This window comes from Pantoea sp. CTOTU50773 (assembly GCF_032082325.1).
Taxonomy (GTDB): Bacteria; Pseudomonadota; Gammaproteobacteria; order Enterobacterales; family Enterobacteriaceae; genus Pantoea; species Pantoea communis.
Genome location: NZ_DAMDQC010000102.1, coordinates 1 through 15,382, shown reverse-complemented (window position 1 = coordinate 15,382; position 15,382 = coordinate 1). Strand labels below are relative to the sequence as shown.

Sequence of the window (15,382 nt, the reverse complement as noted above, 5' to 3'; positions counted from 1 at the left end):
AGTTAGTACCGGCGGTTGGCTCTTTGCCATCGGCCAGGTTCTTCGCGATATCAATGGTGGCTTTCGCCTGGTTTTCCGCATCGTTCAGCACGGTACCGGCCATCGCACCGGATTTCACCAGTGCCAGCGCTTCTGGCAGCGCATCCACACCAAACACAGGAATGCTGGTTTTGTTATGCGCTTTCAGGGCTTCTACTGCGCCCATTGCCATCGCATCATTGTTCGCGATGATCACTTCAATTTTGTTGCCGTTCGGGCCAGACAGCCAGGCGTCAACTTTGTCTTTTGCCTGTGCGGTGTCCCACATCGCGGTATCCATCGCCAGCTGCTGAGTTTTGAAACCATCGGTGTTCAGGGTTTCGATCACGTATTTGGTACGTGCTTCAGCATCCGGGTGGCCCGGCTCACCTTTCAGCAGAGCAAACTGAATCTGACCATCTTTGTTCAGATCCCAGGCTGGGGTGGCTTTCCAGTGCTTCTCAATCAGTTTGGCCTGGATGATGCCTGACTCTTTAGAGTCGGTACCCACGTAGTAGGCTTTCGGGTAGCTGGCCAGTACTTTGGCATTCGGCTCTTTGTTGAAGAACACCACTGGCACATCATTCGCTTTCGCTTTGTCGATCACCACTGCCGCAGCAGCAGGGTCAACCAGGTTGATTGCCAGCGCTTTCACGCCTTTGGCCATCAGTACGTCAATCTGGTCGTTCTGGGTGGACTGGCTGTTCTGCGAGTCATTCATCAGCAACTGAATGCCGCCCAGTTTTTTGGCTTCGCTGTCGATGTCCTTGCGAACCATAGACATAAAGTTGTCGTCGTATTTATAAATTGTCACGCCAATGCGGGTATCGGCGGCGTGCGCAGTTGCACCAAACATCATGCTGGCAACCAGTGCTGTGAGCGTGAAAACCTTCTTATTCATGGTATCTCCGGTTTTTTATGTAGGGCATATCATCGCGCTGTGCTGCCTGCGGGCAACCAGCGCAGTCGGTTCAAACTCATTTATGGGGCGGACGCGTAACGCAAAGCCGGGCCACCATCGCTATCCTGACTTCCCTGTAGGTAAACGCTTCCTGAAGAGTGTTGTGAACTATTTCAATCGGCTACTGAAACCTGACCGGAGAAGGAGAACCCGGCGTTACATGATGTTTCAGTCCGGTAAGACGCTGCCATCATAGTGAGCGCCATGTTAATTAACTGTGAATGTAATCACAGATTGGAAACGGTTACACAGCGCTATCGCCCGAATTAGTGACCGACTCCACAATTTGCCGCTGAGCAACGGAATGGCGGCGTACCAGGGTCGGCATAAAGCAGTGTGTGGCGTCGGGATCGAGTTCGCCCGCTGCGCCTTTTAAGGCCAACTCCGTGGCCAATTTAGCCATAGAAACAATAGGATATCGCACAGTCGTGAGTTGCGGGTCGGTGTAACGTGAGATGGGAATATCATCAAAGCCGATGACGGAGAAGTGCTGTGGCACCTGAATGCCATTATCTTTCAATGCGGTCAGCGCCCCAGCGGCCATACCGTCGCAGTAGGAGAAGATGCCGGTTAGATGCAGGTTACGGCCCAGTAACTCCACCATCGCCGCTTCCCCACCCTGCATGTCCGGTTCGCCATGGGCAATCCAGGACTCCTGGGGGCGAATCCCCTGCTCTGACAAGGCCTGCAGCCAGCCTTCACGCCGTTGCGTCACATCTTCAATCGGGTGGCTGGAGCTGAGATAACCAATGCGTTGATGTCCCTGTTGTAACAACATGCGCGTTGCCATCAGAGATCCCGTTACATTATCCAGGCAGACGCAACGATGTTCGTACCCGGGAATAGTCCGGTTAATCAGCACCATACCGGGAACCTGATCCATAAACTGAGTTAGTTCAGCGTCTGAAAGCGTTTTCGCGTGGACCACTAAAGCGTTACATCGTTGACGGATCAGCACTTCAATCGCATGACGTTCTTTCTCTTCCTGATGCCATGAATTGCTGATTAACACGTGTTTGTGCACGCGCTGCGCCACGGTATCTACCGCTTTTACTAACGCGCCAAAGAAGGGATCGGATACGTCCATCACCACCACGCCAATAGTGTCACTGACCTGGGTGGCCAGTGCCTGCGCGTTGGCGTTCGGGCGATAACCCAGTGATTCCGCCGCCTGGAGTACGGCTTCACGGGTATCAGGGGTGACTGCACTGCTGTTATTGAGCGCACGCGACACGGTGGCTACTGATACACCGGCCTGACGGGCGACATCTCGAATCGTTATCATGCAGCTGTTCCACAGAGGAGAAAATGCGCGACAAGCGCGTAACGGCGCTATTTTGTCAGGGCATTTTATTCAGCTGCGTGAATCACGTCACACAGATGAAAACGGTTACATACAAATCTGCAACCTTTGTGATGAACATCATTATCTGATGCGGGAGGAAGGTTCCGTTTTGCCGGCGGCGAGACGTGTCAGTTTGCGCCAGATCCACTCCATTGGGCCCTGCGGGAAAAAGCGCAGCCAGAGTACAGAAAACAGGATGTTAACCAACCAGATAGCCGGGACCAGTGCCAGCAGATGCAGGCGATCAAACTTGAGGAACAGATTGAAGCGATAGAACAGCGTGGTGCAGATCAGCGTCTGTAACAGGTAGTTGCTGAGTGCCATGCGGCCAACGCATTGCAGCGCATAACTGAAACGTGTGGCACCGATTTGCGGCCAGAAGCCAAAACAGAGCGCCGCATAGCCGAGACTGATAAACGGGCTGGCGAGATCGCGCGGCACCTGCAGTAAGAAGCCGCTCCAGCGAAACTCCCAGTCCAGTAACCATTGCGCCACAATGCCGGGAATGGCTATCAGCCAGCCGATCGTCAGCAGCAGCGCGGCCGAGCGACGATAGTGCTGCACGCTGAACTCGCCTTTCAGCCAGCCGCTGCGCATCAACGCCGCGCCAATCAGCATCAATCCCGCCAGCTGCCAGCCGTACTGCGCGGCCAGCGCCATCAAGCCGGATGAAAGATGGTCGAGGCGGTTCTGAATCGCTTCCCAGCCGCCGACCAGTTTCCAGTAGCTTTCATACTCGATATCGGCAGCACCCGGCAGCCACGAACGGCCCGGTTCCGGGCTGGAAATGCCCCAAAATACCAGCAGTACGCCGCAACCGATCAGGTAAAGCAACACGCCAGTTTGCAGCAGAGCTTTGTCCGAAGGCACTTCACGCAGCATCCGCCAGATAATCAGCCCGGTCAGACCGTAATCCAGCAGGATATCCCCTTCCCAGAAGAAGATGCTGTGAATAAAACCCAGCAGCACCAGCAACGTCAGGCGCGCCGACATCCAGCGACTGCCACGCGGGATCTGCAGACACAGGCCACCACCGAACAACAGCGCAAACAGCGTGAGGAATTTCAGTTGCGCCAGGCCATCCATGATCGCCCAGGTCCAGGCATCGGAAAGCGAGATAGTGCCCTGCCACGCCGGATTGAGATAGGCAGCCGATGGCAAGCCAAAACCCACGATATTGAGCAGCAGAATGCCGAGAATGGCGCAACCACGAATGAAATCCAGCGCAAGATAGCGTTGCATCGAGTGACCTGACGGAGAGAGAAAACGGGCGGCAATAAGCCGCCCAAAGGATTAGCTGTGACGCACCGCGCGTAAGAACTCCTGGCGCGTATTCTGGCTGGACTTGAACAGGCCACCCAGTGATGTGGTGGTGGTGGCGCTGGTGGCATCTTTCACGCCACGCGCTTTCACGCAGTAGTGCACCGCATCAATCGACACCGCCACGTTGTTGGTGCCAAGCAAAGTTTGCAGCGCCACCAGCACTTGCTGGGTTAAGCGCTCTTGCACCTGTGGACGCTGGGCAAAGAACTGCACGATGCGGTTGATCTTCGACAGACCAATCACCTTCTCTTTCGGGATATAAGCGACGGTGGCTTTACCGTCGATAATCACGAAGTGGTGCTCACAGGTGCTGGTCAGGGTGATATCACGCACGGTGACCATCTCATCCACCTTCATCTTGTTTTCGATGACGGTGATTTTCGGGAAGTTGGCGTAATCGAGGCCTGAGAAGATCTCGTCCACGTACATCTTGGCGATGCGATGTGGCGTCTCCATCAGGCTGTCATCTTCCAGATCCAGATTCAGCAGCTGCATGATTTGGGTCATATGACCGGCGATTTCACGCTTGCGGGTTTCGTCATCCATCTCGCGCACCGGGGCGCGTAACGGCGTTTCCAGGCCACGCGCCAGCAGCGCTTCGTGAACCAGGGCGGCTTCCTGACTTAAGGTGCTCATCGTACTCTTTCTCCGGCAGGTGATGCGCCCGCAGATCGTCGCCTGCGGGGGAAATTCTGAGCGCGTATTGTGAAACACAACGCGCGCGTAATCCAGCAATCAATCCAATCGGAGATGAAAGCTTTTCATGGTGCCGAACGGCGTAACACCAGTAAGCCCGCCAGAATCAGTGCACCACCCGCTACCCACAAGGCAGGATCGAGGCGGTGCCACAGCAAACTGGAGATCCATGACAGCAACGGCCCGCCCAACTGACCGACTGCGTAGCCGGTGGTCAGCAGACCGGCCAGATAGCGCGCGTGATGCGGCGCCAGCTCGCGACCGTATTGCAGTGTCAGCTGCACCACACATAAGAATCCGCCGCCAACTAACAGCGCGCTAATCAACAGCCCATCCAGCCCTGGCAGGACAATGGCGGAGATCACGCCCAAAGCCTGCGCCCAGAGCACCACTGCCAGCCGCAGATGGCTGCTGCCCCAGCGCCGCGTCAAAATGCCGAGCACAATGCCGATCACCGCCGCACCGCCAAACACCGGCCAGACAAACTGCGCCAGCGCACTGTCCGGGAAACGCGCGGCGGTCATCTGCGATAAGAAGGTTGCGGGCAGAATGTAACCAAAACCGGCGAGACTGTAGCTCAGTACCAGGCGTTTCAGGTTACCGTTGAGCACCAGCGGCGCAGGCGCCTGGTCGGGACGATGTAACTGTCCCGTGCGCGGTAAAAAACGCGCAATGGCGGCGATGAACAGCAGCGCCAGCAAACCATAAGCCGCCCAGCCCAGTGCCGCGCTGGCCCCGCTGGCATGCAGCGCCACCGCCAGCATTCCGCTGATGAAAATCCCGGTGCCGGGTCCGGCAAACACCGCCGCCGACAAGCCTGGCCGTCCATGATGCAGCAGTTGCTCATTGCTCCACGCAGCGATCAGCACCATGGCCCAACCGCTGGCACCGCCAATCACAAAGCGGATCAAACCGTGCAGCCACGGCCCGCTGACGCAGGCAGAGAGCAGTGTCAGGATCACTGCGCCCCACACGCCAGCCTGCAGCCGCCATTCGACACGCTTATGCGCGCGCATGGCATCAAAGGAGCCACACAGATAACCAAGATAGTTGAGCGCCGCCACCAGACTGGCGCTGGTCAGCGTTAACTGATGGTCCTGAATCATCAATGGCACCTGCGGGGTGAAAGCAAATCGCCCAATCCCCATCGCAACCACTAAACTTAAAAACGCGCTCAGCGCGACACGAAACGCCATTCCCACTCCCGTTCAGATTCTTTTAACACTTGTTATTAGCATGCATGACGATTACACTCACGAAAAGTGAATAATATTAACCAAGTTGTTTACGGAAAGAGAATATGGATTTAGTACAACTCCGCATGTTCTGTTCTGTGGCCGAAACCGGTTCGCTGGCGCGCGCCGCGGAGCTATTGCATCGCGTGCCCTCCAATCTCACCACTCGTCTGCGTCAGTTGGAAGAAGAGATTGGCGTGGATCTGTTTATCCGTGAGAAGCAGCGTATTCGATTGTCGCCGATGGGCCACAATTTCCTCAATTATGCGCAGCGCATCCTCAGCCTGAGCGATGAGGCGCTGAATATGGCCCGTGCCGGAGAACCGGGCGGGAACTTTGCCTTTGGTTCGATGGAGAGCACCGCCGCGACCCGTCTTCCTGGTCTGCTGGCGGCTTATCATCAACGATTTCACAATGTGGCGCTATCGCTGGTGACGGGCACCTCGGGCGATATCATCGATAAAGTGCGCGCCGGTACGCTGGCGGCCGCGCTGGTGGATGGCCCAGCCACCCATGATGATCTCAACGGCTGCATCGCCTTTCGCGAGGAGATGGTGCTGATCACCAGTCTCGATCACGACCCGATTACCAGCGCCCGCGACACGCAGCATGACACGCTGTTTGCCTTTGGTAACAGCTGTTCGTATCGCACCAAACTGGAATCCTGGTATCGCGAAAGCCAGACCTCACCGAAAAGCGTGATGGAGATTCAGTCTTACCACGCGATGGTGGCGTGTGTGGCAGGCGGTGCGGGCGTGGCAATGATTCCGGCGTCGGTCCTGACGCAGATGCCCGGCCGCGCGCGCGTGCAGGAGCATGCACTGCCACCCGCTTATCGCGATACCGCCACCTGGCTGATGTGGCGCCGCGATGCCTTCACACCCAACGTGGAAGCGCTGAAGTATTTGATTATTGAAATGTTTGACGACCGCCCACTTAACGATGAGTTGCTGCATCCGCTGCAAACCGCTGAGTGAGTTTTTAATTTTAAGTAAATCACGACATCTGAAGAAGAGGGATTGCATGAACATGATTAAAACCCGCGCTGCCGTTGCCTGGGCAGCGGGCGAACCGCTGAAAATTGAAGAAGTGGATCTAATGCCACCGCAGAAAGGTGAAGTGTTAGTGCGCATCGTCGCCACCGGGGTGTGCCACACCGATGCTTACACCCTGTCCGGTAAAGATCCGGAAGGCGTGTTCCCGGCGATCCTCGGTCACGAAGGCGGCGGCGTGGTGGAAGCGGTGGGCGAAGGCGTCACCAGCGTGGCGGTCGGCGATCACGTGATCCCGCTTTACACCCCAGAGTGCGGCAAATGTAAGTTCTGTCTGTCAGGCAAAACTAACCTGTGCCAGGCGATCCGCTCCACCCAGGGTAAAGGTTTGATGCCAGATGGCACCACCCGTTTCTTCAAAGACGGCAAGCCAATTTTCCACTACATGGGGACTTCAACGTTCTCTGAGTACACCGTGGTACCGGAAATCTCACTGGCGGTGATCAGCAAAGAAGCGCCTCTGGAAGAAGTGTGCCTGCTGGGCTGCGGCGTGACCACCGGCATGGGCGCCGTGATGAATACCGCCAAAGTCCAAGAAGGCGATACGGTGGCGATCTTCGGCCTCGGCGGCATTGGTTTGTCGGCGATCATCGGTGCGAAAATGGCGAAAGCCGGTCGCATCATCGGTATCGACCTGAACACCAGCAAATTCGACCTGGCGCGCAAACTGGGTGCGACCGATCTGATCAACCCGAAAGATTACGATAAGCCAATTCAGGATGTGATCGTTGAGCTGACCGACGGCGGTGTAGACTTCTCCTTTGAGTGCATCGGTAACGTGAACGTGATGCGTTCCGCGCTGGAGTGCTGCCACAAAGGCTGGGGCGAGTCAGTGATTATCGGCGTAGCCGGTGCCGGTGAAGAGATTTCCACGCGTCCGTTCCAGTTAGTGACCGGTCGCGTATGGCGCGGTTCGGCGTTTGGTGGCGTGAAAGGCCGTACCCAGCTGCCGGGCATCGTACAGGATTATCTGGACGGTAAGTTCGCGCTGAACGATTTCATCACGCACACCATGCCACTGGAAGAGATTAACGAAGCCTTTGATCTGATGCACGAAGGGAAATCCATTCGTTCGGTTGTGCATTTTAACAAGTAAAAAGGAGGCGTTATGGCATCCACTCTGGAACTGCTGGAAGAACATCGTATCTTCGGCGGCTGGCAGCAGCGCTGGCGTCATCAGTCGGCGGTGCTGAACTGCCCGATGACCTTCAGCATTTTCCTGCCGCCACCGCAGGATGACACACCGCCGCCGGTGGTATGGTTTCTCGCCGGACTGACCTGTAGCGACGAGAACTTCACCACCAAAGCCGGTGCGCAGCGTGTTGCCGCTGAGCTGGGCCTGGTGCTGATTATGCCGGACACCAGTCCGCGCGGTGACGAAGTGGCCAACGACAGCGGCTACGATCTCGGTCAGGGCGCAGGTTTTTACCTCAACGCCACGCAGCAGCCCTGGGCGGCGCACTATCGTATGTTCGATTATCTCAGTGAGGAGTTGCCGGTCCTGGTGGCGGACAACTTCAAAGTGAGCGATCGTCAGTCGGTAATGGGTCATTCGATGGGCGGCCATGGCGCGCTGGTATTGGCGTTGCGTCAGGGTGGACGTTTTGCTTCGGCATCTGCGTTCGCTCCAATCGTCAATCCAACCGAAGTGCCGTGGGGACAAAAAGCCTTTACCGCCTATCTGGGAGAAGATCGCCAGACCTGGCGCGAGTGGGACAGTTGCCTGCTGATGCGTGAAGTGGAACAGCGCTTACCGATTCTGATCGATCAGGGTGATAGCGATCAGTTCCTCGCCGATCAGCTGCGTCCGGATCGCCTCGAAGCGGTAGCGCGTGAGCAAGGTTTCCCGCTGGAGCTGCGCGTGCAGCCGGGCTATGACCACAGCTACTTCTTTATCGCCAGCTTTGTCGAGGACCATCTGCGGTTCCACGCGAAGCATCTGTTGGTGTAGTTCACGTCAGTTGATGTGGAGACAGTAAGGGCGCACCAGGTGCGCCCTTTTTTGGCTATGGCTGACTGTGATTGGCTAAAAGCCTCACCAACATTCATCCTCAGCCTCTCTTGATGTTGAGCTTAAGCGTCTTTTGCGAGGTTTAAGCCAGCGATTCCGCCACCAGCCCATCGATCATCACCTGCGGCATGCCCTGCGAGCAGTGTTCAATACGCCCGCGTACGCCATACACCTGCGCCAATGTGTCCGGCGTGATTACCTGTGACGGCTCGCCGTCAGCCAGCAAGGTGCCCTCTTTCAGCATCAACGCATGATCGGCATGACGCAGTGCAATGTTGATATCATGCACCACCACTACCGTGACGATATTGCGCAGGCGGGTTTCGCGGCGTACTAAATCCATTACGTGGAACTGGTAATTGAGATCGAGCGCACTCAGCGGTTCATCCAGCAGCAGCAGTTCCGGACGGCGAATCAGCGATTGCGCCAGACCCACCAGCTGTTTCTGCCCACCCGATAACTGGTCCAGATAACGCATCGCTAAGTGGGCAATGCCCAGCTGTTCCAGCAGATGCATAATCTCGGCTTCACTTGATGCGCTGTGTAAGCCACCGGACGCACGTTGCGCCACGATGATTGACTCCAGCACATGCAGATGCACGCCTGCCGGCAAACTTTGCGGCAGATACACCACACGCTGGGCACGACGGGCAAACGGCTGTGACATCAGCTCTTCGCCATTCAACCACAGTTCGCCCTGCCCTTTGCTCAGGCCCGCCAGTGCGCGCAGCAAGGTAGACTTACCGCAGCCGTTAGGTCCAAGTAGTACGGTGATTTTGCCGCGTGGCAGCATCGGCACGTTGAGATCTTCAATGACTTTACGCTTCGGATAACCGGCGTAGAAATGGCTGAGACCTAATCCCTGTTCCATTACACCGTCCCCCGATGACGCAGAATAATACTCAGGAAGAATGGCACGCCAACCAGTGAAGTGACGATACCCACTGGAATGATCACGCCTGGAATCAGGTTCTTCGACGCTACCGAGGCCAGTGACAGCACCAGTGCACCGACCAACGCACTGGCCGGCAGATAGTAGCGGTGATCTTCACCAAACATCATGCGAGCGATGTGCGGTGCCACCAGACCAATAAAGCCAATCGGCCCGACAAAAGCCACCGCCAGCGCGGAGAGAATACTGATGCGCAGTAGCGTCGCCAGACGCAAACGGCGCACATCAATGCCGAAACTCACCGCACGATCTTCACCCAGGCGCAGCGCGGTCAGTTTCCAGCTGCTGAGCATCGAGAACGGGATCAGGATGGCGAAAGCCGCCGTGAGCACACCGAGTTTTTCCCACGAAGCACGCGCCAGGCTGCCCATGGTCCAGAACACCAGGCCCTGCAAGGTATCTTCACTGGCGATAAACTGCATCATCGAGACCAGCGCGTTGAAGGTGAACACCAGCGCGATGCCGAACAGCACCACGCCTGAAGTGGACACTTTGGTCCAGCGCGTCACGCCATCCAGCATCAGTGCGGCAAACAGCGCAAACACAAAGGCGTTCGCCGAGATAAACCACTGGTCTGGCACACCGGGAATACCGATGCCGAGAATAATTGCCAGCGCCGCGCCGAAAGCGGCCGCTGAAGAGACGCCGAGCGTAAACGGACTCGCCAACGGGTTATTGAGGATAGTTTGCATCTCAGCTCCCGCCAGACCCAGCGAAAAGCCGACGACGACAGCCATCAACGCATAAGGTAAGCGGATATCCCAGACGATCACGCGCGTGCCCGCATCCACCGCATCAGGATGGGTGAGCGTCTGCAACAGGGTGTCGAGGGAGAGCCCAGCCGGGCCAAGCGTGAAATCAAGAATCACTGACGCCAGTATTGCCAGCACCAGTACGCCAATCAGCATCAGGCGCTGACGTAACACCTGACGATAACGCGTCATGGTATCGGCTTCGCGGTTATTTTCCGCCAGCAGCGCGGAATCCGTGGTCTGCATTGTTCTACCTGTTTCTTATCGAAATCATAACGGCAGCCACAATAGTGCAGGTGATAATAATTATCAATTATATCTGTATGACAAAGCCCAAAACGTTGTAACACGGTTCATCTTTGCCAAAAAAAACGCCGCTAGTCAAAGGTAGCGGCGTTATGTCACCCACGTTTAACGCATTACTCTTTAAACGTCGGGAATTCCATTTCGCTGTACTTCACGAAGCGCGAGCCACGTGCCAGCTTGTAACCGAGCCAAATCAGCAGGAACAGCGGAATGCCGATGTAGGTCGCCGCCACGCCATACCAGTCAATACGATCCGCCAGAAACGCCTGGTAGTTCTGACCCAGTGTAATAATCAGGCACAGCACGAAGGCGAAAATCGGACCGAGCGGAAAGAAGCCGGAACGGTATGGCAGAGCCGCTAAATCATGCCCTTGCGCCACGTAGCCGCGACGGAAGCGATAGTGGCTAATCGCAATACCCAGCCAGGCGATAAAGCCGGTCATGCCTGAGGTATTCAGCAACCACAGATAGACTTCCTGGTTGCCGAACTTCGAGCTCAGGAAGCACAAACTCGCTACCACGGAGGTGGCAATCAGGGCATTACGAGGCACACCGCCTTTCGACAGTTTGGCAAAAATACGTGGGGCTTTGCCTTCCTGCGCCAGGTTGAACAGCATGCGCGTTGAAGCGTACATGCCTGAGTTACCCGCTGACAGCACCGCCGTCAGGATCACCGCGTTCATCACTGCCGCTGCCGACAGTAATCCGGCATTCTGGAACACCAGCGTGAACGGGCTGATGGCGATATCGGTGACATCGTTATGCAGCAGTTTCGGATCGGTGTACGGCAGAATCAGGCTGATTATCAGAATCGCAAAGATATAGAACAGCAGAATACGCCAGAACACCTGACGCACGGCGCGTGGAATATTTTTCGCGGGATCCTGTGATTCACCGGCTGCGATGCCGATCAACTCTGTACCCTGGAACGAGAAGCCGACAATCATTGCCACGCCAATCATCGCGGCAAAACCGCCGGCAAAAGGTGCGTCGCCCACGGTCCAGTTATGCCAGCCGGCGTTTTCTGCACCGCGCATAATGCCGACGATCATCAGCACACCCACCACGATAAAGATGATGACGGTGGCAACTTTGATCAGCGAGAACCAGTATTCCGCTTCGCCGAAGCCTTTGACGGAAATGTAGTTAAGCAGGAACATCAGCCCAAGGAACAGCGCGCTCCAGATCCAGCCCGGCGTATCCGGGAACCAGTAGTTCATCACTAGTTGCGAGGCGACGAGATCAACGGCGATGGTGACCGCCCAGTTGTACCAGTAGTTCCAGCCCAGCGCGAAGCCGAAGCCTTCTTCAACGTATTTAGAGCCGTAAGTGGCGAAGGAGCCAGAAACCGGCATAAACGCCGCCAGTTCGCCGAGGCTGGTCATCAGGAAGTAAACCATCAGGCCAATCAGCGCGTAAGAGAGTAATGCGCCACCGGGACCTGCCTGAGAAATGGTGGCACCCGAGGCGACAAACAGGCCGGTGCCAATGGAACCGCCGATGGCGATCATGGTGAGATGGCGCGCTTTTAATTCACGGCGCAGCCCAGGTTGTTGTGTTGTTTTTGAGTCATTATGCATGTGTAAACGCTATGCCGGATAAAAATAAGGCGCGATTGTAGCAGCTAACCCCAGGCTGTATAGCATTCACGTCGGGTTATTAGTTACCTTCATAATCGGCGCGAAATTATTAGCCGTTTACGTTATGACAGCCGCGATTACTCGCGGCAATAGGAGAGAAATCGGCTTAGCGCTTTCGACAAATGCTTCTGCCGATGATGAATGCGATACAGCGTGCGCGTCAGACGTGGTAACGGCACAGCCACTTCCACCAGCGTGCCCGCCTCCAGCAGATCGCTGATCACCCGGCGCGATAAACAGCTGATGCCCATGCCGTGACGCACCGCATGTTTGATTGCTTCAGAATTGCCCAGCTCCATGCCGAGTTGAAACTGCGGCAGGTGAGACAACAGCAGGTAATCAACAATTTCACGCGTGCCCGAACCGCGCTCACGCAGGATCCAGGGGGCGGCCGCCAGTGATGCCAGCGTGATCGGCTGTTGCAGGATGTCAGCATCAGGCGCGGCAAACACCACCAGTTCATCTTCCAGCCATGCTTCGCTAACGATATCCGGCTCGTGACACGGCCCTTCAATCAGGCCGATATCCACACGGAAATCCGCCACTGCGTTAATCGCATCCTGGCTGTTGCCGACGCTCAGTTCGAGCGGCAGCGTGGGGAAGTCACGACGATAGGCGGCGATCATCCCTGGCAGTAAGTAGTTGCCGATAGTGCTACTGGCAAACAGACGAATGGCGCCATTATCCTCTTTAAACAGCTGTTCGATCTCGCCGGCCTGTTCCAGCAATCCGACCGCGCGTGGATAGAGCAAACGACCATGCTCGTTCAGGGCCAGTCGTTTGCCGACGCGATCGAACAGTTGTACCCCGAGTTGGTTTTCCAGATCGGCCAGCGCCGCACTCACCGCTGATTGCGACAGGGCCAACACCTGCGAGGCCTGCGTGGTTGAACCGCTTTTCAACACTTCGGTAAAGACTTCAATCTGACGCAGCGTGATATGCATGCGCCCTCCTCACATTGCGTAACGCTTCACAAGATAAGCCACCACCGCTAACCAGACGATCACCGTCAGGAAGAATCCAGCCCAGCTGACAATCTTTTTGCCGCGTGCCCGCTGGACATCAGCCCGTTCTGCACTGCTGATGCGAATTTCACGCGAAAGCAAACGCAGCAGGATGATCACACCCAGCGGGACGATGATGGCATCGTCGAGTAAGCCGATAATGGGAATGAAATCAGGAATGAGATCGATGGGGCTGAGTGCATAGGCGACAATGCCAAATGCCAGCAGCTTAAACCACCAGGGGGTACGCGGATCGCGGCAGGCAAACCACAGCGTGAGCACATCGCGTTTAATTAAGCGTGCCCAGCGGCGCAAGCGCTTCAACATCCCGACTCTTCCTTATTAGTTATACTGGTCAATGGACAATATATTACCAATTTAACTTTTAAACCAGTCGGGTATATGCGCAGGCTAGCAGCCGCCAGGAGATTGTCGGCGGAGTGTGTGTCAGGCTTTCATACCGATCAGTTCTTCCAGTTCTGTGTCACAGGCCGTGAACTCATCGGTAATGGTGCGAATCAACCAGTCCTGATAGCCAAAGTTTTCCCGGCGGGAATAGAGGCATTCAGAGCGGTACAACTTTTTCGGATCGCTGTTATTGACTCCATAACGATAAAAATGGACCAGCGAGTTGTCGCTATCGGGCACGGCGAGCGTGAAGCCGACAGCGCCATGACCATTATAAAAAAGGGTCACTGCATTGGTTTTACCTAAAGTTAATTTATGGATTACGTTGAATTTTTCATGCTGTAAAGCGGTATCCAAAGTACTTCTATAAGCTGTTTTCATGGTTATAGTTAAAAGTTTCTAATTTGTTAAACTATAGTTAACCAGAAAAAAAGCGCACCTGCTAACTTTGGTAAGTGTGTTGATAATTTGGATAAGTGTTTACCCGTGCCGTTTTTCTCCCCACGAGCGATGCAACATTTCATGGCGGTAGCGCATCCGCTATGATGTGCCCTTTGCAGCAGCAATCGCCAACCAGGAGAGCGGCATGAAATATATCGGCGCACACGTCAGTGCATCAGGCGGCGTAGACCAGGCAGTTATCCGTGCCCACGAACTCGAAGCCACAGCCTTTGCGCTGTTCACCAAAAATCAGCGCCAGTGGAAAGCCGCCCCGCTTTCAGGTGAAGTGATTGATGCCTTCAAAACCGCCTGTGAGAAATACAACTTCACTTCCGCGCAGATTTTGCCGCATGACAGCTACCTGATTAACCTTGGCCATCCGGTGATGGATGCGCTGGAGAAATCCCGAGAGGCGTTTCTGGATGAGATGCAGCGCGCCGAGCGGTTGGGGCTAACGTTGCTGAATTTCCACCCTGGCAGTCACCTGAAGCAGATTGAAGAAGAGGCCTGCCTGAAGCGCATCGCCGAATCGATCAATATCGCGCTGGATCAGACCCACAACGTGGTGGCAGTAATTGAGAACACCGCGGGTCAGGGTAGCAATCTCGGTTTCCGTTTCGAACACCTCGCCACCATTATCGAGCAAGTCGAAGATAAATCACGCGTCGGTGTGTGTATCGATACCTGCCATGCATTTGCTGGCGGCTACGATCTGCGGACAGAAGAAGCCTGCGTGGAGACCTTTGCCGAATTCGAACGCATCGTTGGTTTCCAGTTCCTGCGCGGCATGCACCTGAATGACGCCAAAAGCACGCTCGGCAGCCGTGTGGATCGCCACCACAGCTTAGGTGAAGGCAACATTGGCAAGACGGTGTTTAGCTGGCTGATGAAGGATAAGCGCTTTGATGGCATCCCAATGATTCTGGAAACCATCAATCCGGATATCTGGAAAGATGAGATTGCGTGGCTGAAGTCGGAACAACAGGCTTAAAACAGACAGCAAAAAGGGAGCCGCAGCTCCCTTTTTTTATCCCGTGAAAATTACGCGGCTTTCGCCAGCTCTTCTTCCGGACGTTTCAGAATCGCGTAACCGAGGCCAGCCACTGCGGTACCAATCACAATCGACATCAGGTAACCCAGCACCGGGGTGATTGCACCCGGGATCAGCAGTACAAACAGACCACCGTGAGGTGCCATAAGTTTCGCGCCAACCAACATGGATACCGCGCCAGTGATTG

General features: G+C 55.6%; 15 protein-coding genes and 1 pseudogene. 4 read left to right on the top strand and 12 right to left on the bottom strand.

Going from position 1 to position 15,382, the window contains the following annotated elements; all coding sequences use genetic code 11:
• From mglB to RT340_RS15620, 5 genes are all read right to left on the bottom strand, one after another.
• On the bottom strand, positions 1-919 hold a 919-nt coding region (mglB, locus tag RT340_RS15640; protein WP_313376984.1), incomplete at its 3' end, for a galactose/glucose ABC transporter substrate-binding protein MglB.
• A gap of 304 nt (positions 920-1,223) precedes the next feature.
• Positions 1,224-2,264 (bottom strand): HTH-type transcriptional regulator GalS, encoded by a 1,041-nt coding sequence (gene galS, locus RT340_RS15635; protein ID WP_313376982.1) that lies wholly within the window; start codon positions 2,262-2,264, stop codon positions 1,224-1,226.
• Positions 2,265-2,405: 141 nt separating this feature from the next.
• Positions 2,406-3,566: a DUF418 domain-containing protein YeiB gene (gene yeiB / locus RT340_RS15630; RefSeq protein ID WP_097116614.1), complete on the bottom strand. Its 1,161-nt coding sequence runs from the start codon at positions 3,564-3,566 to the stop codon at positions 2,406-2,408.
• 51 nt (positions 3,567-3,617) lie between these two features.
• Positions 3,618-4,283: a GTP cyclohydrolase I FolE gene (gene folE, locus RT340_RS15625; protein ID WP_034824925.1), complete on the bottom strand. Its 666-nt coding sequence runs from the start codon at positions 4,281-4,283 to the stop codon at positions 3,618-3,620.
• Between the two features lie 125 nt (positions 4,284-4,408).
• Complete coding sequence (locus RT340_RS15620) at positions 4,409-5,539, bottom strand: YbfB/YjiJ family MFS transporter (protein ID WP_283003536.1); 1,131 nt, start codon at positions 5,537-5,539, stop codon at positions 4,409-4,411.
• 104 nt (positions 5,540-5,643) lie between these two features.
• Between RT340_RS15620 and ptrR the strand changes: the two genes are divergently transcribed.
• Genes ptrR through fghA form a run of 3 tightly spaced genes read left to right on the top strand, consistent with a single transcriptional unit; the run spans position 5,644 to position 8,581 of the window.
• Positions 5,644-6,555: a putrescine utilization regulator PtrR gene (gene ptrR, locus RT340_RS15615; protein ID WP_313376975.1), complete on the top strand. Its 912-nt coding sequence runs from the start codon at positions 5,644-5,646 to the stop codon at positions 6,553-6,555.
• Between the two features lie 46 nt (positions 6,556-6,601).
• A complete protein-coding gene (locus RT340_RS15610) occupies positions 6,602-7,726 on the top strand; it encodes an S-(hydroxymethyl)glutathione dehydrogenase/class III alcohol dehydrogenase (RefSeq protein ID WP_097116612.1) in 1,125 nt (374 codons plus the stop codon).
• Positions 7,727-7,738: 12 nt separating this feature from the next.
• Entirely contained in the window at positions 7,739-8,581 is an 843-nt protein-coding gene (gene fghA / locus RT340_RS15605) for an S-formylglutathione hydrolase (protein ID WP_313376973.1), read from the top strand.
• Positions 8,582-8,723: 142 nt separating this feature from the next.
• On the opposite strand, the gene RT340_RS15600 is transcribed toward fghA, so the two are convergent.
• The 6 genes from RT340_RS15600 to RT340_RS15575 all read right to left on the bottom strand — a co-directional run bounded on the left by RT340_RS15600 (position 8,724) and on the right by RT340_RS15575 (position 14,060).
• Entirely contained in the window at positions 8,724-9,512 is a 789-nt protein-coding gene (locus RT340_RS15600; RefSeq protein ID WP_034824935.1) for an ABC transporter ATP-binding protein, read from the bottom strand.
• Positions 9,512-10,591, bottom strand: coding sequence for an iron ABC transporter permease (locus RT340_RS15595; RefSeq protein WP_313376970.1), 1,080 nt, complete (start codon positions 10,589-10,591; stop codon positions 9,512-9,514). The genes RT340_RS15600 and RT340_RS15595 overlap by 1 nt, the downstream gene beginning before the upstream one ends.
• Before the next feature lie 173 nt (positions 10,592-10,764).
• Entirely contained in the window at positions 10,765-12,231 is a 1,467-nt protein-coding gene (locus RT340_RS15590) for an amino acid permease (RefSeq protein WP_313376968.1), read from the bottom strand.
• Between the two features lie 137 nt (positions 12,232-12,368).
• Positions 12,369-13,235, bottom strand: coding sequence for a DNA-binding transcriptional regulator YeiE (gene yieE, locus RT340_RS15585; RefSeq protein WP_160869476.1), 867 nt, complete (start codon positions 13,233-13,235; stop codon positions 12,369-12,371).
• A 9-nt stretch (positions 13,236-13,244) separates the two neighbouring features.
• A complete protein-coding gene (locus RT340_RS15580; protein ID WP_313376965.1) occupies positions 13,245-13,622 on the bottom strand; it encodes a YkvA family protein in 378 nt (125 codons plus the stop codon).
• 120 nt (positions 13,623-13,742) lie between these two features.
• Positions 13,743-14,060 (bottom strand): hypothetical protein, encoded by a 318-nt coding sequence (locus RT340_RS15575; protein ID WP_058962262.1) that lies wholly within the window; start codon positions 14,058-14,060, stop codon positions 13,743-13,745.
• A 229-nt stretch (positions 14,061-14,289) separates the two neighbouring features.
• Between RT340_RS15575 and nfo the strand changes: the two genes are divergently transcribed.
• A complete protein-coding gene (gene nfo / locus RT340_RS15570) occupies positions 14,290-15,135 on the top strand; it encodes a deoxyribonuclease IV (RefSeq protein ID WP_313376963.1) in 846 nt (281 codons plus the stop codon).
• A gap of 50 nt (positions 15,136-15,185) precedes the next feature.
• Here the strand turns inward: nfo and RT340_RS15565 are convergent.
• Positions 15,186-15,382 (bottom strand): annotated as a pseudogene (locus tag RT340_RS15565) (PTS fructose transporter subunit EIIBC); the annotation flags it as partial.